The sequence below is a fragment of the Vibrio floridensis genome (genome assembly GCF_021852965.1).
GTDB classification, from domain to species: Bacteria; Pseudomonadota; Gammaproteobacteria; order Enterobacterales; family Vibrionaceae; genus Vibrio; species Vibrio floridensis.
Genome location: NZ_JAKGCY010000009.1, coordinates 115,143 through 136,773, shown reverse-complemented (window position 1 = coordinate 136,773; position 21,631 = coordinate 115,143). Strand labels below are relative to the sequence as shown.

Sequence of the window (21,631 nt, the reverse complement as noted above, 5' to 3'; positions counted from 1 at the left end):
ATTCGGTGTGTCGCATGAAAATGGTGCAATTTTTAGATCGCAAAGACGGTTTTTGACGATGAAAATCGCACATCGTTTATGAACCCATGTCGAGTTAATGAATCAGCGCAACAAATACAGTACAAGAGGAGCAGATGACGAATTCAAGGATGAGTGATGATACGTTTAAGCCTGTTGTCTATAGCCATGCTAGCAACATCGACTGCCCAGGCAGAATACGAACCAATACCTTTACCTGAAGTGATGCTCGCTCAGTCGTACCAGCATGGCATCCGGGTTACGGACTATTGGTACAGTGAAAAACTCGATGGTATTCGGGCTTACTGGACTGGAGAGCGCTTTGTCACGCGCAATGGTAATCCAATTTATGCGCCTAGTTGGTTTACTGATGTCTTACCGAAGATGCCTCTCGATGGAGAGTTGTGGGCAGGACGAGGAAATTTCCATCTTGTGCAGCAAACTGTGCTCGACCACAAGCCATCGGACGAGGCCTGGCTACAGCTTCGGTTCATGGTGTTTGATTTGCCCGAATCAGCGGGTGACTACCAAAAACGCTACTACACCCTGATTGATTTGGTGAAGAATATCGACAAGCGACATATCCGCTTTGTTGAACACAAACCGATCCATAGCGAGAAAGAGCTGTTTGAAAAACTGGATGCGATTACCGGCTTGAGTGGTGAAGGGGTGATGTTGCGTAATATCACCAGCCGTTATCAAGCTGGGCGAGGAAACGATCTACTCAAACTGAAGAAGTTCAATGATGCAGAGGCGACCGTGATTGGCTATAAACCGGGAAGTGGGCGATTGATGGGCATGCTCGGTGCGCTATTGGTTCGGCTTGAAGATGGTACTGAATTTTATATTGGCAGTGGCTTTACCGATGAACAACGTAAGAGACCGCCCGCAATCGGTGCAACCGTCACTTTTCGTCACAATGGCTTCACTAATTCTGGTAAGCCAAAGTTTGCGCGTTACATGAGAGAACGACAGGCGGAATAAAAAGTATAACGACTTGGTAAATATGACGACTTAACGCTAAGCCGCCACAAACATGAGACCCTCGTTAAAGACTAGGGTCTCAAATCATAGTTCAACTGAATCTCATCACGCTGGCGATGCAACCAGTGTAAGCGAGCGCCAAGCATCACAGCCGCAGACGAAAGTCCAACAATAAAACCTATCCAGAAGCCTTGAGCTCCCATAGGCTCGACGATCAAATCGGTCAATCCAAGCACATAACCCGTGGGTAAACCCAGTAACCAATACGCGATGAAGGTGCGATTGAAAATTGCTTTCATGTCTTTATAACCTCTCAGTGCACCCGCAGCGATCACTTGAATGGCGTCGGTACATTGATATACGGCCGCAAAGATAAGCAACTGCATAGCGAGAGTGATCACGACTTGGTTATCTGTGTACAGCAGAGCAATTTGCTCTCTTAGCAATACGGTAATCAGCGCAGTGATCACAGCGGTAGACAGACCAACAAGAATACCAACATGAGAAGCGATTCGTGCACCTTCCGTCGATCTTTCCCCCAACATGTGTCCCACACGGATACTGGTTGCCGCACCGATACTCATAGGTAACATAAAGACGAGAGACGAAAAGTTGATGGCAACTTGGTGAGCCGCTACCACCGTTGACCCCAAAGGAGCGACCAACAAGGCGACAACTGCAAATAAGGTCACTTCGAAAAACAGTGCCGCAGCGACTGGAAAACCCAACTTAAACAGGGTGACTTGAGCGGCTAATTTCGGTGCGTGAAAAGTCGCAAACAGCTTGATCGGCTTCAGTCTTTGTGACGTGGTCACATAAAGCAACAGCAGTAAAAACATCACCCAATACACAATGGCGGTTGCAACACCACAGCCAACACCCCCTAAAGCCGGAGCCCCAAGTTTGCCGTAGACGAACATCCAGTTAAGAGGGATGTTGAGCAAAAGCCCAATAAAGCCAATGACCATGGCAGGCTTAGTGAGCGATAGACCATCGGTTAGACTTCTTAACGTTTGAAATAGCAAAAAAGCAGGAACAGCAAAAATAACCGCATGGATGTAACCCATCGTTTTCTCGGCCATTTCAGCCTCGACGCTCATAAAACCAAGAATCCATTGTGTTTGAAATAGGACCGCGATAATAGGAACGCTAATCAATAGTGCCATGACAGCACCTTGCTGTATCTCAAATGGCACCCGTTCACGCTTTCCTGCTCCGTTGAGTTGGGCGACAACAGGAACGAGGGCCATCAGTAAACCAATTCCAAACAGTATCGAAGGCAGCCATATACTCGCAGCAACAGAAACTGCGGCCATATCGGTAGCACTTACCCCACCGGCCATGACAGTATCAACAAATCCCATTCCCGTTTGAGCAACAGAGGCAATTAAGACTGGAGTTGCAAGTTTAATTAAGCTAGACGCTTCTTTCTTATAGCGATGCACGATTGACTCCGAAGCTAAGCAGAAGATTGAAAAGACGCATATATCCTACGCGGTAAACGCACATGCCTATCCGACGTCAGGCCTTTCGACGTTTTCAACGCATTAATGCCGTAGTTGCACAACGGAAAAGAAGGAGGCAGTATTGAAATCCGGTAGTGTTACCGCGCTAGGTATATTCTACTGGGATAATAATGGAATCTTACATTTCAATCTATAGAAAAGAAGGCTGGTTAGATGTTTACAGGCATAGTTCAAGGTACGGCAGAGGTTGTTATCATTGAGGCAAAAGAGTCATTTCAAACTCATACTATTCGCTTATGTGGCGAGATGCTTAGTGACTTGGCCATTGGTGCTTCAGTGGCACACAATGGATGCTGTCTGACGGTGACAAAGATAGCCGATGATCTTGTCAGCTTTGACTTAATGCAAGCAACACTCAAGTTAACCAACTTAGGAACGCTTCGTGTTGGCGATCGAGTCAACATCGAGAGAGCGGCAAAGTTTGGGGATGAAATTGGTGGTCACTCAATGTCGGGCCACATCAGTACCACGGCAAAGGTCGATCAAATCATTGATACACCAAATAACCGAACCATTTGGTTCAAACTGCCTCACGATGATGCGATGAAATACATATTGGCGAAAGGCTACATAGGCGTGGATGGCTGCTCGTTAACGATTGGGGAAGTCGAAGCAGATCGTTTTAGTGTGCATCTTATTCCAGAGACGCTAAATCGAACTCTGTTTGGTCAGCGTAAAGTTGGGGAAAGCGTGAATATCGAGTTTGATCCACAAACACAGGCCATTGTGGATACCGTTGAACGAGTGTTATCAACTAAAGGTATCACCATTTAGGTGATACCCAGTTAGCGATATAGACACATCTTTTGGTCAAAATACTTGTTCGTCGTCTGCATCAGCGGTGAGATGGATGGTGTCATGAAGCTCGTCAACCATCATATTCAAATGTATCGCATGGCAACACGCTGGGCAGTCATCATAAAATTCTTGGTCGCCATTGGTTGCATCTAGGGTAATGCCAATATTGTGTCCACAGTGTGGACAAGCAAATCGCTTCTCAGTGTAGTTACGCATACATCATAATCCTTACGTCTATCCTGTTTCCATCTAGAAGGGGGAATGCAAAGGATGTTGTCTCTTCTAGACTTATCTCAATTTCACTCTAAGAGCTTACTTTCATAGTAGGCAGATAAGTTGCTATTTGGGACGAATTAAGTACAAAACATGACTATCCGCTCACTATAGAAACGACAGGTTTGAAATTGAGGTGATGTGCGTCAAAAAGACGCACATGCATTCAGTAGGATAGAATGTTGTCAATCGACTTCTGAGCCTGCTCGAGATAGTGACCGCCGAACAAATTACAATGATTGAGAAGATGGTAGAGGTTATACAGCTCTTTCCTTTCGCTATATCCGCTGGGAAGAGGGGCGATGGCTTCATAACCGCGATAGAAGTCCGCATGGAATCCGCCAAATAACTCAGTCATTGCTAAGTCACATTCTCTATCTCCCCAGTAGCAAGCAGGGTCATAGCAAATGGGTCCAAAAGCGGAAAGTGCGACGTTGCCGTGCCACAAATCGCCATGAATGAGTGAAGGCCGTGGATTATGGTTAGCAAGAAGTCTCGAAAATACTTCAACAATGTCGTCTACTGACGCAAATACAACACCTTTCTCTTTCAGCAATTGAAGTTGCCAGCCAATTCGCTGTTCAGCGAAAAAGGTCGACCACTTTTTGTGCCAAGAATTGGGCTGCAATGTTGCACCAAGGTAGTTATCTTGATCGCAGCCATACTGTTTTTGCTCACCCCACAAATGAAGTTTTGCCAATTTTTGTCCAAAGGCGAAACTGTTTTCATTATCTTCAAGAGGTTTAGTGGCAAGGTAGTTAAGAATGATAAAGGCATTTGTCTTGCTCTGCCCAATCAGAACGAGCTCAGGTAACGCAACGCTATCTGTTTGACGCATCAAGCGAAGATTTTCTGCTTCGACTTGAAACTTACCCAGATACTCCTTGGAGTTCACTTTAACGAAGTAACGTTGTTCTCCATCACTGATCATGTAACATTCGCTGATATCGCCACCCGATAGATGGACTTTTTCAACGATGTTAAATGAAAACATTAAGGCTTCAGAAAGTTGTTGAGAAATCGCTTGCCACATAATCTTCCTCTCTTCTAAATCACCACACACCTAATAGTTTAATTCATAACTCAATTTCTGATTTGGTTAACTGACAAACTTTGACAACATCATAGCGAGTTGGAGCTAAAAATTAGCATAAATGTGAATCCAGTCGCTTAGTGATCACGAGTTTAGTGGTTTGAACACTAGAGCATTTAATAATCGCCAAGTATCATTCAGTTTTTGATGTTGGTTCCAATAGTAGTATGAAAATCCTAATTTGTGACGATTCGGCATTTGCGAGAAAATCAATCAGTCGTTCCATTGTTTGCGACAACTCAATCCACATTTTGGAAGCGCAAGATGGCTACGAAGCTCTTCAGATGATGATGGAGCAAAATATTGATCTTCTTTTTCTCGATCTCACCATGCCTATTATGGATGGATTTGAATTACTTGCTAACCTTCCGGTCAGCCAATATCACACTGATGTTATTGTTGTCTCTGGGGATGTACAGCAAGAAGCAAAACAACGTTGCTTAGAGCTTGGTGCGATGGCGTTTTTATGCAAACCTTTTGCCAGAAATGAAATAGAGCCTCTATTCGCTAAGTTCGGTTTGCATTTCGCAGAGCCGCATCTCAAGCCCGCTGCAAACCCTGAGCCCAAACTAAGCGCATTTGCAAAATTCAAAGAAATTACCAACATCGCCTTGGGCAAAGGGGCTGCCATTATGGCGGACCACCTCAATGAGTTTATTCAGTTGCCAGTCCCTAGCGTAGGCCCACTGACATATGGTGAACTGTGTATGACCATGGCCGATGTCATTAAGCGGGAAGGCGCAGTGGCCGTGTCGCAGCGCTTTGTTGGTGGCGGAATCCACGGCGAAGCGTTAGTCTGTCTTTGGGGAAATGACATTGACAATATCGGGCAAAAACTTGGCTATCTTCGCGACTTTTCTACCCACAATGAAATTATACTAAACGTCTCAAATTTATTAGTTTCCTCATTCCTCACTTCGCTGGGGGGGCAATTAGACAAACAGTTTTCACTTCGTCAGCCCGCAATTATCGATAGCTTGAGCTCCCAATATGACAGTGCACGAGAGTCAGACGAACTGTTTACGGTTGAATATACCTATTTTGCTGAATCATTAGACTTTGAATGCGAAGTCCTGTTTTTGATTGATAAACCGTCAGTCAGCATTATCTACGAAATTATGGAGTCAATATGAGTTCCGATTTAACCCTGAACATCGCTGACTTTCATTGGATCACACAAATCCTAGACACGATGGATTCCGGATTAGTCGTTATCGACAGAGAATACAATGTCTGTGTCTGGAACAGCTTTATGCAATCTTACAGTGGCGTACTGAGTCAGCATATTCTTGGTAAAAATCTTTTCGACTGTTTTGTCGATTTACCACGCGCTTGGCTGGAGACCAAAGTTAACACGGCAAGCGTCTTAGAGACACGGTCATTTTCTAGCTGGGAAAATCGCCCTTACTTGTTCAAGTTCCATAACTTTTCCCCCGTGTCAAACAGCTGCACCTACATGTATCAAGATATCGTGATCACACCGCTACGTTCACTTAAAGGTGAGATCAGTCATGTTGCAATTCAAATTAATGACGTATCTGAAATTGCACGAAGCAAAACGCACCTTAAAGAAACAAACCATCATCTTTCGGAAATCAGCCGACGTGATGGCCTTACCGGTCTACTAAATCGAGCCTTCTGGGAGCACTCTCTAAAAGAGGAGTTTGCTCGCATGCAACTTCAAGAATCAATCAGCTCTCTCGTCATATTCGATATCGATCATTTTAAAAAAGTAAACGACACCTATGGACACCATGCTGGGGATGAAGTCATTCGGCGAACAGCGGCCTTTTTGCGTAAAACTGCGCGCAATAGTGATCTTTGTGGACGATTTGGAGGGGAAGAGTTTACCGTCTTGCTGCCCAATACCAGTGCAGACCAAGCGCGTTACTTTTCTGAGCGGCTAAGAAAACGTATCGAACAGGAAATGGTATGCGTAGAAAAGTTCGAAATAAAATTCACAATTAGTTTGGGTGTTTGTGAGTTTAGGCCAAAATTTGCCTCTCACACCGAGTGGCTAAAAGCCGCTGATGACGCTTTGTATCGCTCCAAAGAGGGGGGACGAAATCAGGTTACCGTAAACGAAGAGTGATCTTTGTTCATTTTTGATGCAAATTTGCCGTTTCATCAAATAATGGCAAATATAATCAAATAAGGGGATGAAATTTTCTCTAACTGGCTTAGTATTAACAAAGAGAACAACGATGTAAGCTTACGTACTAAGTAAGCGTTCAGACGGAGAATTAGAGTGGTTGTTAACACCGATGGATACTTAGCGCTCATTGAACACCTTGCCTTAAATTTAGATGTGTTTGCATCTGATGTTGGCGACACAGGTACTGAAACCGTTGAAGATGTCGTCACGGATATGATCGCCTCAAATATCATGGCTATTTTTGAGCAGAATCCAGAGTTACATTCAAGCGTTCGCTTTAAGCTGCTAAAAGAGGCGGACTCCGTAGCGGAAGACTTAGGTGAAGTGCTCGCGGGGGTTTGGTATAAAAAAGCCACTAATGAACAAATTAATTTTTTGGATGAATACATCGCGTTAGTGAAAAATTTGTTCGACACCGCCGTTGCAAAATACGATTAGAAAAGAAGCCATTTTTCCTCCTCGTAGAGTTTCAGCTTCAAACCAACCTTCCCAAGGGTTACATTGTAACCCTTCTTACTTGCCAAAAAGTGCTTGCCCAATATGGGTTATCCAGTCTCGAAATGATGACACCCTTCGACGTAGAAGCATGCATAAACTGTTTGTCCGTTAAGTAGATGCCTACGTGGTAATCGGATTTGCTCGTTTTAAAGAATAACAAGTCACCTAATTGTTTTTCGTCCCACCGAATTTCAACTGAATACTGTACTTGCGCTTTGGTTGTTCTTGGCAACGAGCGTTGATAAGCGTGAGTAAAAGCTTGCTGGACAAATGCCGAGCAATCGATGCCCGATTTGGAGTCGCCACCGAACAAGTAAGGTGTACCCTGCCAATCAAGGAAAAATTGCTGCAGTTTGTGGTTTCCGGACCAAAGCTCCGGTGAACTGGGCGATGTTAAATCGCTATTCACACTTTGAGTGGGGCTCTGAGCACACCCCGTTAATAAGAGGTAAAAAGTAAACGCTATTAACCACTTGCACTGAGTCACTTGTCATCTCTCTATCGCAAAACTGTCACATTACAGTCATATGCCAACTCTAGACTCACTTGAAATCACTACGCCGTTTTCTTGTGACGTCATCGACTGGTTAACCTATGACTACTATTAAAAATCGTTCTATTTCGTTGATTCAAGCAATAAGTGGGCTTTTTGTCACCCTGATGTTGTTTGTCTCTTTGCTTTCATCATCAAGTTACATCAACGTGAATAAACTTGGTGAACAATTTGATTCATTATCCGAATCTGCCTTACCAATGGCGTTCAATAATGCCAAACTCACTCAGAGCATTCTGCAACAGATAAAGCAATTAAACTACGGTGTTACGCTGTTCGAAACGGATGCCTTAGCGCAAGTTACACAAAAAGTGAGCGAGATCGACCAGCAAAATACTCAACTGGTGGAAACTCTCGAATTGCTCAGCGCCCAGCTGGGTGGTTTACTCTCTGCCGAGCAAAAAGACTTGCTAAATGAGAACATGTCGCAACTCTCGCAAGTTAGCCATTCAATTTTGGCGTCACAAGCGAATGAGATCGAAATTCAGGCCTCGTTGGAACAAGCGATTTCAACTTTTCGCTACGGGCTAAGTTCTATTGGCCCAGAAATGACACGAATTAGTTCATTTTTGGCAATGGATAATCCTGAATCTCAAGATGCTTCAAACCGCTTTAGCGCAGGGGCCAGTTCGATGGAAAGCACCTTCCTCATGCTGCTAATGCAAAATGATATTAGGGTAGCGGATAAACACTACCAAGAGATGAAGAACCGCATCGCAGGGATTGAGCTCGCGTTTGATGACTTTAAAGAGTGGCACCCAGATGTAACGAATTTTACCAGCCTGACTGCACCATACGATATCGTACTCACCGGTTTTCAAGAGAGCGGGGTGCTTGCAGAAGTCATGCGTAAAATTGAACGTCAGCAACAAAGACAGTTGCAGATTCATCGCGTTACTCAGTTAGCCAACACCACGTTAACACTATTAGATGATTTGTCCGCAACGGCGAGCTTACTGATTAAGCAAAACGAATCTTTGGTTCACAATACGATTGGCCAAACCAAAAATACCGTTGTTTATGGTGGCGCGGCCTTCTTATTTACGTTGCTTGCCTCTTGGTTTTCTTTCAAGCGTTGGGTTGAAAGTGGCCTGCGTGGCATTCTTTCTCGGCTTGATGCACTGACAAAGCACGATTTTCGTCATCAGGCGGTCGCTTCAGGCCCAAGAGAAATGCGAGAGATCGCAGAGAATTTGAACTTAGTGATCAGTGCGACACAGCAATCTCTTTCGTTGGTAACGCAAAACTGTGAATCCTTATATCAGAGCTCAGAGATAAGCCATGGTGCAGCCGAACAGGCTAGCCAAAGCTTAACGAGACAAAATCGCGCGTTATCATCCATGGTCTCCACGATTGTCGAGCTAGAAAGCTCCATCAATCAGATTTCGCAGGTGACGACAACGTCACTCGCTGATGCTGAACGAGCTGCAGAGAACACCAAACGCGGTGTCTGTGTTGTAGAGGGAAGTTTAGAGCGGTTAGAACGCCTTGAGCAGTCGCTGAATGTGAATGATGATGCGATGAAAGAGCTTGATAGCCGAGTTGAGGCAATTCTGGAGATGGTGGATATGATCAGCGGCATCGCAGCAAACACCAACTTACTTGCGTTGAATGCCGCCATTGAAGCCGCTCGAGCGGGCGAGCAGGGGCGCGGTTTTGCTGTGGTGGCAGATGAAGTGCGTAAACTGGCCAGTGACACATCCCAACAAACCACCAATATAAGCAGCATGATGAATGAGCTCGTTCTTGCAGCTGAACGCAGCCGTCAATCGGTTGATGAGTCACGTGCAAGCATGTCGCAAGCACTGGCATCCAGTGATGAAGTGCGCGTGGTTTTTGCAGATATTGAATACGCCGTGCAGCATATCCGCACCAAAGTGGAACAAATTGCACAGGCCACTCTCGAACAACAGAGGGCAACAACCGACGTATCTAAATCCATTACCCACGTCTCTGATCAAGCAAAAGAATCACATCATCAGCTTTCAGCCATGGTAGAAAGCTCTAAGCAAGTTTCTCTCATCTCAGAGCAGCAACAAGAGATGCTACACAAATACCAACTCGCTTAAACTGATTTATGGTGCAATCCGAAAGGGTTGCGTCAGCATTTTATCGAGCCGTTGCTCGTCGGCATGACGAATCTCTGGAACACCGATAACAACCGCATCATGGCCTGCTTTGGGCTGTGCGCGATAAGTATGAAAGCACCGATCCCACACAGAAAGAAAAAAACCAAAATTGGAGTGGGTCTCTTTCACTTCCGTTGAGTGATGTACTCGGTGCATATCTGGAGTCACGATTATCCGGCGCAGCCAATGGTCTACTTTCAACGGAAGCTTGGCGTTACTGTGATTAAACATCGCGCTGGCATTAAGAATGATCTCAAATACCACCACGGCTAGGGGAGAAACACCAAGCACAAAAACGCTTGCCACTTTAATGCCCATCGAAATCAACATCTCTAAAGGATGAAATCGGGTTCCGGTGGTCACGTCAATATCAAGGTCGGCATGATGCATTCTGTGTAGTCGCCACAATGGTTTGACACGATGGAACAGCAAATGCTGCCAGTAAATGATGAAATCGAGAGCAATGACTGAAAACAAGAGGTTCCAAGTCGCCGACATATTCAATGCATGGAACAGTCCGTATTGATGATGCTGCGCTTGTAGTGCAGCTTCAAAGGCGACTACGGGCACGAGCAGTGTAACCAATACGCTATTGAGTGCCACCAAAGAGAGGTTGTTGACCCAACGAAACGAGCGAGAAACGGTCAGTGTTTTACGCGGGCATCGATTCTCCCAGACAAAACAGATCAAAAGAACACCAAGGAAAAAACTCAAGCGAAGCAGGGAAGGGTCCGTCATGCTATCTCATCCATATTTAATCATTATTCTATTATTAAGGCCTCGGAGACCAAGATTCTCTTATCAGCAAATGCATTGAAGGTTGTCGCCTCACTGAACTGACATTAAAATCGTGCTCCTTTTGACTTCATTCGACGCGACATCATGCGAGTACATGCTTTCCATCGGTTATACCAGTACCGACAGTCTATCTCAACCAAGCCTTTTAATGCGCGTGGCTGTAACGTTATCCGCTGCAACTACTGTCACGTTGCGCAACAACATTGCATTTGTGGCTATCAACCTGATATCGAGTCGAATATCGCCTGCATGCTGATTGTCTCTGACAACGAAGTGTTTAAGCCAAGTAACACTGGTCGATTGATCGCAGACACCATAAAAGAAACCTACGTCTATCAGTGGAACCGCACCGAACCCGATAGCGACATGTTGCGTTTGCTAGCAAGTAATGAGTACCAACCAGTGGTGGTGTTCCCCGCGGACTATGTAGACGATCCTAAGCGTCTGCTTGAAGATTTGCCCGGTTTAGCTCGAAGCCAAGCGACCGAAGCGAATCGAAAATGGTTGTTTATTTTTATTGATGGCAGTTGGCGTGAGGCGCGTAAGATCTTTCGTCGCTCCGATTTTCTAGCATCACTGCCAGTATTATCGATTCATCCAGAGGCTCTATCCGCTTACCTGATGCGACGCTCAGATAACGAGCAGCATCTTTCAACGGTTGAAGTGGCATCACTGGTGCTTAAACAAGCGGGTGAAACACAGGCCAGTCGCTGTCTACAAAGCTGGTTTGAAGTATTTCGTGAAAGTTACTTACTCACCAAAAGCCGTGGAAAAGGCGACTTCGAACGACCAGTACTGAAACGTTTCATCGCGGAGTTCAAAAGCGAGAGTTAAGTCTAAGCTTTACTTCTCAGTTGCTGGCAACTTACGCAAACAGACGTCATGAAAAGATAAATCCTGCCTGTGTCACGGTTTGCAGGCGTAGAGATATGGATAATGGCGCTAGTTTTTATAATTTACGCTTATTTTAGGGGCTCATTTTTGGCTCCATGCAGCAATTTCAGGAGAGAAATTCATGTATTACGGCTTTGATGTTGGTGGCACTAAAATCGAATTTGGTGCATTTAACGAAAAACTAGAGCGCGTGGCAACAGAGCGTGTTCCGACACCAACCGACGATTATCCGTTATTGTTAGAAACCATCGCAGGTCTTGTCGCAAAATACGACCAAGAGTTCGCTTGTGAAGGCAAAATTGGCCTTGGTTTACCAGGCATGGAAGACGCTGACGATGCAACGGTACTGACGGTTAACGTACCCGCGGCAAAAGGCAAGCCGTTACGTGCGGATCTGGAAGCCAAAATTGGTCGTAGCGTAAAAATTGAAAACGATGCGAACTGTTTTGCACTGTCTGAAGCATGGGATGAAGAATTGCAAGACGCCCCTTCAGTGATGGGTTTGATCTTAGGTACGGGCTTTGGTGGTGGTTTGATCTACGAAGGCAAAGTCTTCTCAGGTCGCAATAACGTTGCTGGTGAGCTTGGTCACATGCGTTTGCCATTGGATGCATGGTTCCATTTAGGCGACAACGCGCCGCTGCTAGGGTGTGGTTGTGGTAAAAAAGGCTGTCTAGACAGTTACCTTTCTGGCCGTGGTTTTGAATTGCTTTACGCCCATTACTACGGTGAAGAGAAGAAAGCCATCGACATCATCAAAGCCAATGCAGCAGGGGATGAGAAAGCTGCTGAGCATGTCGAACGTTTTATGGAACTTCTTGCGATCTGTTTTGGTAACATCTTCACCGCGAATGACCCGCACGTTGTTGCTCTCGGTGGTGGCTTGTCGAACTTTGAACTGATTTATGAAGAGATGCCAAAGCGTGTGCCTAAGTATCTGCTTTCTGTCGCTAAGTGTCCGAAGATCATCAAAGCAAAACATGGTGATTCAGGCGGTGTACGTGGTGCAGCATTCTTGAACATCAAAGGCTAATGCGCGGCAAAACCCATTAATGAAAAAGGCTTGCAATCATGCAAGCCTTTTCTTTTAGACCCATTCCATCACGGGAAGTCCGAAGCAGAAGCGAATTACTTATTCTTCTTACCTACGCCTAGGTTTTCTTTCTGTTTCATCGTGATCACGCCAAAGCCAAGCTTTTTAAAGTGATTATCACGGTAGTTGCGCACGGCTTTCGTATCAGAAATCGCTTCAATTTGCTGTTCCATTTTCAGATAGTCGCGAATATCAATTCCTTCCGCTTCTGCAACCGCTTCATGAATATTACGGTGTTTTTCGTAAGAAAATGGCAAAGTTTTTTCAACACCTTTATAGGTGTAAATAATGGTACGAATCATGAAATCTCTCAAAATAAAAGGCCAGACGCGCTGACCTTGTATCTGTATCTAACAACAACAGGGCTAGATTCTGCCTTGAAGTGGAATAATTGTCACGCTTTCTCCCGTTTTTACACTATCCACCGCGGGAGAAATTTCAATCAAGCAGTTGGCTTCACTCATCGAGCGCAAAATGCCAGAGCCTTGTTTCCCAGTCGTGCGAACGGTTAGGCGGCCAGTTTCATCCAATTCATAGACACCACGGCTAAACTCCGTGCGGCCTTGGCGAGAACGCAAATCTTCTTTGGCAATCGCACTGACTTTCAATGGCTTCCAGCCTAGCTCGCCTTGCATTTTACGCACAGCAGGCTCAACAAAGTTGATGAATGACACCATCACGGCAACAGGGTTGCCCGGAAGGCCAAAAAACGGCTTTTCATTGATCTGACCGAATGCCAATGGGCGTCCTGGCCGCATATTGATGCGCCAGAAATCAATTTGACCGAGCTTGTCGAGAGCCAGTTTGATGTAGTCGGCATCGCCAACGGACACGCCACCCGAAGTAATGACCACATCCACTTGCTGCGCTGCGCTTTCTAGTGCGTCGATCATCGATTGCTCGTTGTCTTCTAGAATGCCGAAGTCCAAGATGTCACAGCCGAGCTTCTCAAGCATGCCCATAATGGTAAAACGGTTTGAATCGTAGATAGAGTTCGCTTTCTGTTCTGTACCAGGCGCTTGAACTTCGTCGCCGGTGGAGAAGACTGCCACTTTCAACTTACGTAATACATTGGCTTGTGCAAAACCAAGAGAAGCCATCATGCCCATTTCAGGCGAGGCGAGGCGAGTCCCTGCGGTAAACACGCTACTGCCGATGGTTAAATCTTCACCCGCTTGGCGTACGTTTTGTCCGGCTTTGATGTTGGCACCATTGAAAGTGACCTTGTCACCGTCTTGATGCGCTTGCTCACGCATGACCACCGTATCTCCGTTGATGGGCGTTGGCGCACCGGTCATGATTTTGACCGCTTGCCCCAATTCTAACGGGTGTTCGTAGTGGTAACCGGCCAGCACTTCAGCCACGATCTGGTAACTTTCTCGCTGTAAGTCATCACTTCGAATGGCGTATCCATCCATCGCTGAGTTGGTGTATTGCGGTACATTCACCGGAGAAATCACGTCGTGAGCCAGCACACGCCCATAGGCGTGTTGTATCGGACACGATTCAATATCACCCACAGTAGAGACAAGGGAGAGAATTTTCTCTTGCCCTTGGGCAACAGAAAGAAACGCCGGAGAAAGCGTATCGCAACATGCGGCAGGTGCATTTTGCGTGGCCACTTGCTGATGTTGGTGAACATAATCGAGGACAAATTGGCAAATCGCATCCAAATCATTGATGTTGAGTTGGGGCAGTGCGCTTTCTAACGGGCCACTGTCTGAAGCGATGGCGATAATGTTCTCATCATTAGGGTACAACCAAGGTTTTCCGACTTCTTCACGATGCAATTCGATTTTGGGAAACGCAATGTTCTTGCAGCCTTCTACCAAAATGACGTCGATGGTTTGCTGATCAAAGCGGCTCAGCAGGTAATCAAATTCCGATTCAGCTTCTGGAGTTTCTGTCATCAAGGCAAAACGATTTCTTGAAGCAATCAGCATTTGTGAGGCACCCGCTTTGCGTAAGCGGTAGCTGTCTTTACCCGGTTTATCGACGTCAAAATCATGATGAGCGTGTTTCAGTAAACCCACTCGCAGGTCTGCTGCGGTCAATTTAGGCAACAAGGCTTCCAGTAGGGTGGTTTTTCCTGTTCCTGAATAAGCAGCAAAGCCAAGTAAAGGCAAAGTGATGGTGTTTCTCATGATTCTAGTTGTCCAAATTGGGTGAGTTCTTCAGGCGTGTTGAGGTTGACGAAACAGTCTGGAGAATCACTAAAATCCACATACTGTGTGTGACACTCTTTGTAGAGTAGGATGATTTTACGGTCACCGCGTTCTAAAAACGCCGTCAGTTTAGGCAAGACACGCTTGTGATACAGAGTAAAGACAGGTTGCTGATGATCGCCATCATGGGCAACCAAAATGTCGGTTTCGTCCGTCACCGCACGACAAAAACGCTCCACCAAGTCTTCATTGATGCGTGGACAGTCACAAGGGACAAACCCAACCCAGTCGGTAATCGCGTGCAGCAATCCGGCATGAATGCCGCCCATAGGACCTGGGAAATTTTGAAAATGATCGCCAAACACGGGACCATATTGTTGGTAATCATCCTGATTGCGGTTGGCATTGATCAGAATGTTTGAAGTTTGCGGCGTTAGCCGGTCAATGACGTACTCAATCAACGGCTTATTATTTAAGGCGATCAAGCCTTTGTCTTTACCGCCCATTCGGCTAGCTTGGCCGCCAGCTAAAATAACCCAACTAGTGAGTGTTGGTTGTAGCATAGGTATTCTCTTGGGATAACTCTTTTGTAATGACATACAAGAGTGGCGACTCTACCAGAGTATTGTTTTTGATCCACCACTGTTTTTTACACAAATCGGTCAGCGCGTTGGTTTGATGGCTCGTGACCACAATGCTGGAACCTCTCGCTAATAAATCTTGCGCTAACACCACTAAACGCTCGATCGACTCTTGATCAACCGACGCGCTGGGTTCATCCATCAGCAAGATTGAAGGTTTTAGGATCCACGCTCTAGCCATCGCAACCCGTTGACGCTCGCCACCAGACAGCACAGACACATGCTCATCGGCTAAGGTTTCTAAGCCTACCATACGCAGCGCGTGAATCACTTCGGCTCGTTTCTCCTTTGTGCTGCCACCATCATATTTGATGCCGTAAAGGACATTTTCATAGACGGAGCCATCAAACAGATAAGGGGACTGATGAAGATAAACAACATCACGACGGCCCAATGAAGTAAACCAGCGGCGAAGCCAGCCATTATTTTGCGCACACACTTTACCGCTCGTCGGATGCACCAAACCAGCCAAGATCTTCAACAAGGTCGTTTTGCCAACCCCATTGTCCCCCTTGAGGTAAATGGCATCGTTCGGGCCGATTTGAAGTTGAGGAATGTGAAACAGCACTCGCTCTTTAAAGCGCATGGAAAGATCTCGAGCGGTAATTTTAATCGTCATATCACTTCCTAAGTTCGCAAATAGCCTTTGCCACGCATACTCGACAGCAAAAAGTTCAACACGAGTGCCAAGGTGAGTAGCACAATACCAAGCGCAACACCTTGAGCAAAGGCGCCCTTGTGACTCTCCATTGAAATCGCGGTGGGGATGTTTCGCGTCAAACCCATAATGTTTCCACCCACCATCATCGAACAACCCACTTCGGTCACAATTCGAGAAAAACCGGTAATGGTAGCCGCCATAAGAGGAAAACGGGTTTCCCAAATCATCGTCGCGCTTAATCTTGGCAGAGACACACCAAGGGTTAATGCGGTTTCTAACGCGCGGCGGTCGCTCGATTGCAACGCGCCATACATCATCGAAACCAACACAGGAAAGCAAATCAGCATTTGTCCGAGGATCATCGCTTTTTGCGTGAACAGCATCTGCCAGTCACCGAGCGGACCTGATCGCGAGAGGAACATGTAAAGCAGCAAACCAATCACCACCGTGGGTACCGATTGCAACGTGTTCACAAATGAAACCAACAGCCACTTGCCGCGAAAATTGGTGTAGGCGAGGAGAAAAGACAAAAAAGTCGCAGGCAACAGCACCAACAATATGGCGGTAAGAGAAACGCTAAAGGAGACCGCAACGATCTCCCATAGTTCTTTGTCTAAGCTAAACAGTAAGGCAAAAGCCTCTTGTGTTGTTTGCCAAAGGCTCATTGATGACTACTTCTGATCTGCATTGGCCACAAACAGCTGCTTGCCATTTAAGAGGAAGCTGTTGATCAGCTGTTGACCACGCGGATTGACTAACCAATCGCTGAACGTTTTGGCACCTTGATAATTGATGCTCGGGTAGCGCTCGGGATTGACCAAAATCACTTGGTACGGGTTGAAGAGTTTTTGATCACCTTCGAACAGTACCGCAAGATCCAACTTGTTGTTGTACGCCAGCCAGGTGCCACGGTCTGTTAACGTGTAAGCTTGCATTTCGGCTGCCATATTCAGTGTTGGCCCCATGCCTTGGCCGACAGAGCGATAGCCACCGAAGTTGGGTTCCATCTTAGTTTGTGCCCAAATGCCCAGTTCTTTCTTATGCGTACCCGAATCATCGCCACGTGAAATAAAGGTGGCATTGTTATCCGCGATGGCTTTAAACACCTCAAGCACGCTGTTGTCTTGAGCGACTTTCGCTGGGTCTGCTTTTGGACCCACCACAATAAAGTCGTTGTACATGAGCTTGCGAGGTAACACACCGTAACCTTTTTCGACAAAGGTCAACTCGGCTTTTGGCGCATGTGTCATCACCAAATCCACATCGCCATTTTCACCCATTTTCAGTGCTTTACCAGTGCCAGCGGCCAGTACATCCACTTTATAACCGGTGTCTTTTTCGAATTCGGGCAGTAGGTAATCAAGCAGGCCAGAGTGATAAGTGCTGGTCGTGGTTGCCAAACGCACACGGTGAACATCATCGGCAGAGAAAGAGGAGAAACTCACCAGCGTAATCGACGTTGCCGCCAAAGTAAGAGCTACTTTGTTCATTGTATTTTTATTCCTTCAAATCATTCTTGGGCAAATAGGCCATTGCCGTTAAGCACACTGACACACAAACCGCGTCACCACTCGGTCAAACCTCATCGGCTAGCGCTGTTAGATATCAGTTTGCAATTGCATATGGGCCTATTGCAAACAAGATGCCAACAAAACACCAGTACTAAATTGAGAAAATAAGCCTTATATCATGCAGTTAAACATCGAATAGTTTGATGTGAGACAAAATGTCGCACATTTTATAAGGAGATTTAATGATTCATTGGTACACTATGTCCTATACGTCATTCTGTCTCGAGGAAAGTATGTCTATTCAATTGGATCCCAACTCCGTATCTCAATACCAAGCGTTTTCCGTGTTAGTTGTCGATGATGAAGTCGGCATGCAGGCCATTTTGAAAAAAGCGCTGGGTAAATGGTTTTCAAAAGTGGATGCGGTAGGCAGTATCGAACAAGCTGAAAAGCTCAGAGTGACCAACCATTACGACCTGATAGTGCTCGACATCAATTTGCCAGGGCGTTCGGGTATCGAATGGGAAGAAGCGTTTAATGATCCCGAGCGAAAAGCCGATGTCATTTTTATGACCGGATATGCCGATCTCGAAACCGCCATTACCGCGTTAAAACTGGGCGCGACGGATTTTATTCTCAAGCCGTTTAATCTCGAGCAGATGCTGCAAGCAGTAAAACGTTGCATGGATCGTCGCCTCAATGCACGAATGCAATATGCGCTCAAACGCGATTATCAGCGCAATCATATCTCTGAAATGGTTGGGAACTCCGACAAAACCCGCCAACTAAAGCACATGATCACACAGTTTGCCCCATCAAAAGCGTGTGTGCTGATTGAAGGGGAGTCGGGTACTGGTAAAGAACTGGTGGCTCGTGGTGTTCATCTGGCCAGTGGTAGAACCGGTCCTTTTGTGCCACTAAACTGTGGCGCGATTGCGCCGGAACTGTTGGAAAGTGAACTGTTTGGTCATACTTCTGGGGCGTTTACTGGGGCGAAAAAAGCACGTGAAGGGCTTTTCCGCGTTGCCATCGGCGGCACATTATTCCTCGATGAAATAGGTGAGATGCCACTCGCGATGCAATCGTCCTTGCTGCGAGTGCTAGAGCAGCGCAGCATTCGCCCTGTTGGCAGTGAAAAAGAAATTCCAGTCGATGTACGCGTGGTCGCGGCAACCAATCGCGATTTACAACAAGAAGTTGAAAAAGGGCGTTTTCGTAAAGATCTCTATTACCGACTCAACGTGCTGAAGATTGAAGTACCACCACTTCGTGATCGAAAAGCCGATCTCCATGATCTGGTCCCATTTTTTACTCAGCGATTGATTACCGAACTGGCCATGCCAGCGCCACTGTGGGCACACGAAGATATTGAAGCGATGCACGACTATAATTGGCCTGGTAACGTGCGCGAACTCAGGAATCTAATTGAGCGCTGTATTCTGTTGGGTAAGCCACCAGCACATTATTGGCGTGAGCTCAATGGCGTTGCCGCTCTTCCTAATGTGTCGATCACCGTTTCACATAGTATGGAAGTGCCAACGTTTAAAGAAGGGAAACCTGAGTTTTCCGGTGCCGGCTACCCCAATGATTGGACATTAAAAGAGGTAGAAAAAGCCCATATCCAGCAAGTGGTGCACTATTACGATGGTAATAAATCGGCGGCATCGCGTGATCTTGGCGTGGCACGCAAAACGTTGGAGCGTAAATACAAAGAGTGGGAAACTGAGGAAGCGGATTATGCAGAGTGATCAAACACTTTGGTCAACTTGGCGCTATCGCTTTAAAAGTATGGTGCGCTATCGGTTGCTGTTTCTAACCTCAGCACCGATTTTCCTCACCTTGATTGCACTGATCGGCATCTCTGTCTATTGGTCGATTCATTACACTTGGAGCAGTGCACTGATTGATGTTTCTGAACGCCTTGGAGTCGCCAATAACAGCATTACACTATTGCAACAGAAGCAGGCTAATTACGTTAAAGCCTTTGCTGAAAGCTATCAGTTTCGCACTCGTATCAATCAGCCAGTGGATCAAGACGATCTTCAGCAATGGGTGCATAAACAGAAAAAACATTATCAGCTCGATTTTCTCGCTTTTCATCGTGTCGACACCATAGAGCAAAAATTCCGTTTTCTTGATTTAACCCAAAAGGAATCGTTTTTCGATGTACTGAGCGAAAAGGAACTAAAACAGCTTGATCAGGATTTGGCCAAACGAGCGGAAGTTCCCATTTTAAAAAGTGGAAAGGTCGAAACGCGCGGCCTAGTAAGTCGCACTGTGATTCCGGTGTTTAACCAAAGTAATGATCTGATTGGTTTTCTAGATGGTGGACTACTGCTCAACAACAGCACCGTGCTCGTCGACCAAATCCGCGACCTGATTTACATCGGAGATGAGGATTCTCTCAGGCCAATTGGCACCGTGACGCTGTTTATGGAAGATCTCCGCGTCAGCACCAATGTGCCGTTAGACAGCGAAGATCAGATTGGCCGTGCGATTGGTACTCGAGTGTCGAGCGAAGTGCATAAATCGGTGCTGATCGAGGGCAAGCAATGGGTCAATCGCGCCTTTGTCTATGACGCTTGGTATATCACAGCCTATCAACCCATTCGCGACCAATACAACAATACCATCGGCATGCTCTACACCGGCTATTTGATGTGGCCATTTGTTAAAGCGTATCTCACCAACATAGTAGAAATCAGCGTTATCACCTTGACCTTGCTGGTGGTCTCTGGGCTTTTGGTTTATAGAGGCTCGCGGGATCTTTTCCGTCCGATTGAACGCATTCATAAAGTGGTAAAACTGGTGCAACTGGGCAAAGACAAGCGGATTGGTGCGTTAGGACTAGATGAAAACCACGAGCTGGCGCAACTGGCCAAACAGTTTGACAACATGCTCGATCTGCTCAAGACGCGCGAACAGCAGATCAAACAAGCGGCCAATGAACTGGAGCAAAAAGTGTTGGAGCGCACAGCCAGTCTTAATGAAAAAACCGAGCAGCTTGAGCACCACATTCGATTACTCAATCAAACGCGCGACAAACTGGTCGTCAATGAAAAGCTGGCGGCCTTGGGCGAGTTAACCGCGGGTATCGCCCATGAGATTAACAACCCAACCGCCGTGATACTGGGTAACGTCGAGTTGATTCGTTTTGAACTCGGTGACGATGCCGCTCGCGTTGAGGAAGAAATAGAAACGGTGATGGCGCAGATCGACCGAATTCGTAACATCACGCGAAGCTTGCTGCAATACAGCCGACAGGGCGGGGTGCAAGATGAGATCATTTGGCAGCATGTCAATCCTATCATCGAAGAGAGCATTACCTTGGTCAAAACCGGCTCCAAAAAACGCACCATCGAATTCGTCACTGAGCTCAAAGCGCATACGTCCGTTGAAGTGAATCGCCATCAACTGTTACAGATTTTGGTTAACTTACAAATGAACGCCATCCACGCGATGAACGGTGAAGGCCGATTGACCATCACCAGTGAAGATTGGTTGGAAGAAGGAGAAAGCGTAGGCGCGGTGATCCACATTGAAGATCAAGGTTGCGGCATCAAACCCGAAAAACTGAGCCGAATATTTGACCCGTTTTACACCACCAAGCGTGATGGAACCGGGCTTGGTCTTTCTGTTAGCCAGAGTTTGCTTAGCCAATCAGGCGGGGAGATCAAAGTGCGTTCACAACTGGGGATAGGCAGCACGTTTAGCGTTTACCTCCCAAGAAAGAACGAAGCCAAACTGCGTGATACCTTGCTGATTCAATAATTGTGTGGATGAGCATAAAGAAAGCTCTGTCATATCGACAGAGCTTTTTACTTGGAGGGTTTATTGATGC

Annotated in this window: 21 protein-coding genes; 10 read left to right on the top strand and 11 right to left on the bottom strand. The window is 46.3% G+C overall.

Features of this window, described 5'->3' with window-relative positions:
* Positions 1-156 precede the first annotated feature (156 nt).
* Positions 157-1,002 (top strand): DNA ligase, encoded by an 846-nt coding sequence (locus LZU85_RS14520; protein ID WP_217904602.1) that lies wholly within the window; start codon positions 157-159, stop codon positions 1,000-1,002.
* Between the two features lie 71 nt (positions 1,003-1,073).
* Here LZU85_RS14520 and LZU85_RS14515 read toward each other — a convergent pair whose 3' ends face one another.
* Positions 1,074-2,447: an MATE family efflux transporter gene (locus LZU85_RS14515; RefSeq protein ID WP_237287403.1), complete on the bottom strand. Its 1,374-nt coding sequence runs from the start codon at positions 2,445-2,447 to the stop codon at positions 1,074-1,076.
* A 234-nt stretch (positions 2,448-2,681) separates the two neighbouring features.
* On the opposite strand from LZU85_RS14515, the gene LZU85_RS14510 reads away from it, so the two are divergent.
* Complete coding sequence (locus LZU85_RS14510; protein ID WP_237287402.1) at positions 2,682-3,302, top strand: riboflavin synthase subunit alpha; 621 nt, start codon at positions 2,682-2,684, stop codon at positions 3,300-3,302.
* Between the two features lie 36 nt (positions 3,303-3,338).
* Here LZU85_RS14510 and LZU85_RS14505 read toward each other — a convergent pair whose 3' ends face one another.
* Together LZU85_RS14505 and LZU85_RS14500 are read right to left on the bottom strand one after the other, a co-directional pair.
* Positions 3,339-3,542, bottom strand: a complete 204-nt coding sequence (locus LZU85_RS14505) for a CPXCG motif-containing cysteine-rich protein (RefSeq protein ID WP_176298768.1) — start codon at positions 3,540-3,542, stop codon at positions 3,339-3,341.
* Between the two features lie 223 nt (positions 3,543-3,765).
* Positions 3,766-4,632 (bottom strand): fructosamine kinase family protein, encoded by an 867-nt coding sequence (locus LZU85_RS14500; RefSeq protein WP_176298769.1) that lies wholly within the window; start codon positions 4,630-4,632, stop codon positions 3,766-3,768.
* A 227-nt stretch (positions 4,633-4,859) separates the two neighbouring features.
* Here LZU85_RS14500 and LZU85_RS14495 point away from each other — a divergent pair, with 227 nt between their 5' ends.
* From LZU85_RS14495 to LZU85_RS14485, 3 genes are all read left to right on the top strand, one after another.
* Complete coding sequence (locus LZU85_RS14495) at positions 4,860-5,825, top strand: response regulator (protein ID WP_237287400.1); 966 nt, start codon at positions 4,860-4,862, stop codon at positions 5,823-5,825.
* On the top strand, positions 5,822-6,784 hold the full coding sequence (locus tag LZU85_RS14490; RefSeq protein WP_237287398.1) for a diguanylate cyclase: 963 nt from the start codon (positions 5,822-5,824) through the stop codon (positions 6,782-6,784). The genes LZU85_RS14495 and LZU85_RS14490 overlap by 4 nt, the downstream gene beginning before the upstream one ends.
* Before the next feature lie 156 nt (positions 6,785-6,940).
* Positions 6,941-7,285, top strand: coding sequence for a DUF3802 family protein (locus LZU85_RS14485; RefSeq protein WP_176298772.1), 345 nt, complete (start codon positions 6,941-6,943; stop codon positions 7,283-7,285).
* A 58-nt stretch (positions 7,286-7,343) separates the two neighbouring features.
* On the opposite strand, the gene LZU85_RS14480 is transcribed toward LZU85_RS14485, so the two are convergent.
* Positions 7,344-7,832 carry a C40 family peptidase gene (locus tag LZU85_RS14480; protein WP_419795974.1) on the bottom strand — a complete coding sequence of 163 codons (489 nt, stop codon included), beginning with the start codon at positions 7,830-7,832 and terminating at the stop codon, positions 7,344-7,346.
* Positions 7,833-7,939: 107 nt separating this feature from the next.
* Between LZU85_RS14480 and LZU85_RS14475 the strand changes: the two genes are divergently transcribed.
* On the top strand, positions 7,940-9,967 hold the full coding sequence (locus LZU85_RS14475) for a methyl-accepting chemotaxis protein (RefSeq protein WP_237287396.1): 2,028 nt from the start codon (positions 7,940-7,942) through the stop codon (positions 9,965-9,967).
* 6 nt (positions 9,968-9,973) lie between these two features.
* Here the strand turns inward: LZU85_RS14475 and LZU85_RS14470 are convergent, their stop codons facing one another.
* Positions 9,974-10,765 (bottom strand): sterol desaturase family protein, encoded by a 792-nt coding sequence (locus LZU85_RS14470; protein ID WP_237287395.1) that lies wholly within the window; start codon positions 10,763-10,765, stop codon positions 9,974-9,976.
* A 144-nt stretch (positions 10,766-10,909) separates the two neighbouring features.
* Between LZU85_RS14470 and LZU85_RS14465 the strand changes: the two genes are divergently transcribed.
* Positions 10,910-11,659, top strand: a complete 750-nt coding sequence (locus LZU85_RS14465) for a tRNA-uridine aminocarboxypropyltransferase (RefSeq protein ID WP_237287394.1) — start codon at positions 10,910-10,912, stop codon at positions 11,657-11,659.
* 181 nt (positions 11,660-11,840) lie between these two features.
* Positions 11,841-12,752, top strand: a complete 912-nt coding sequence (gene nagK, locus LZU85_RS14460; RefSeq protein WP_011080420.1) for an N-acetylglucosamine kinase — start codon at positions 11,841-11,843, stop codon at positions 12,750-12,752.
* 95 nt (positions 12,753-12,847) lie between these two features.
* On the opposite strand, the gene LZU85_RS14455 is transcribed toward nagK, so the two are convergent.
* From LZU85_RS14455 to LZU85_RS14430, 6 genes are all read right to left on the bottom strand, one after another.
* A complete protein-coding gene (locus tag LZU85_RS14455) occupies positions 12,848-13,114 on the bottom strand; it encodes a DUF2960 family protein (protein ID WP_011080421.1) in 267 nt (88 codons plus the stop codon).
* Positions 13,115-13,177: 63 nt separating this feature from the next.
* Entirely contained in the window at positions 13,178-14,956 is a 1,779-nt protein-coding gene (locus LZU85_RS14450; protein ID WP_237287393.1) for a bifunctional molybdopterin-guanine dinucleotide biosynthesis adaptor protein MobB/molybdopterin molybdotransferase MoeA, read from the bottom strand.
* On the bottom strand, positions 14,953-15,540 hold the full coding sequence (gene mobA / locus LZU85_RS14445; RefSeq protein WP_045596890.1) for a molybdenum cofactor guanylyltransferase MobA: 588 nt from the start codon (positions 15,538-15,540) through the stop codon (positions 14,953-14,955). Before mobA ends, LZU85_RS14450 begins: the two co-directional genes overlap by 4 nt.
* Positions 15,518-16,237 carry an energy-coupling factor ABC transporter ATP-binding protein gene (locus LZU85_RS14440; RefSeq protein WP_176298777.1) on the bottom strand — a complete coding sequence of 240 codons (720 nt, stop codon included), beginning with the start codon at positions 16,235-16,237 and terminating at the stop codon, positions 15,518-15,520. Before LZU85_RS14440 ends, mobA begins: the two co-directional genes overlap by 23 nt.
* A gap of 8 nt (positions 16,238-16,245) precedes the next feature.
* The gene (locus LZU85_RS14435; RefSeq protein WP_011150304.1) at positions 16,246-16,944 is read right to left on the bottom strand and encodes an ABC transporter permease; all 699 of its coding nucleotides are present in this window, start codon (positions 16,942-16,944) and stop codon (positions 16,246-16,248) included.
* Between the two features lie 6 nt (positions 16,945-16,950).
* On the bottom strand, positions 16,951-17,769 hold the full coding sequence (locus tag LZU85_RS14430; RefSeq protein WP_176298778.1) for an ABC transporter substrate-binding protein: 819 nt from the start codon (positions 17,767-17,769) through the stop codon (positions 16,951-16,953).
* Positions 17,770-18,083: 314 nt separating this feature from the next.
* On the opposite strand from LZU85_RS14430, the gene LZU85_RS14425 reads away from it, so the two are divergent.
* Both LZU85_RS14425 and LZU85_RS14420 read left to right on the top strand, forming a co-directional pair.
* Positions 18,084-19,538: a sigma-54-dependent transcriptional regulator gene (locus LZU85_RS14425; RefSeq protein ID WP_176298779.1), complete on the top strand. Its 1,455-nt coding sequence runs from the start codon at positions 18,084-18,086 to the stop codon at positions 19,536-19,538.
* On the top strand, positions 19,528-21,561 hold the full coding sequence (locus tag LZU85_RS14420) for a sensor histidine kinase (RefSeq protein WP_237287392.1): 2,034 nt from the start codon (positions 19,528-19,530) through the stop codon (positions 21,559-21,561). Before LZU85_RS14425 ends, LZU85_RS14420 begins: the two co-directional genes overlap by 11 nt.
* The last annotated feature ends 70 nt before the right edge of the window (positions 21,562-21,631 follow it).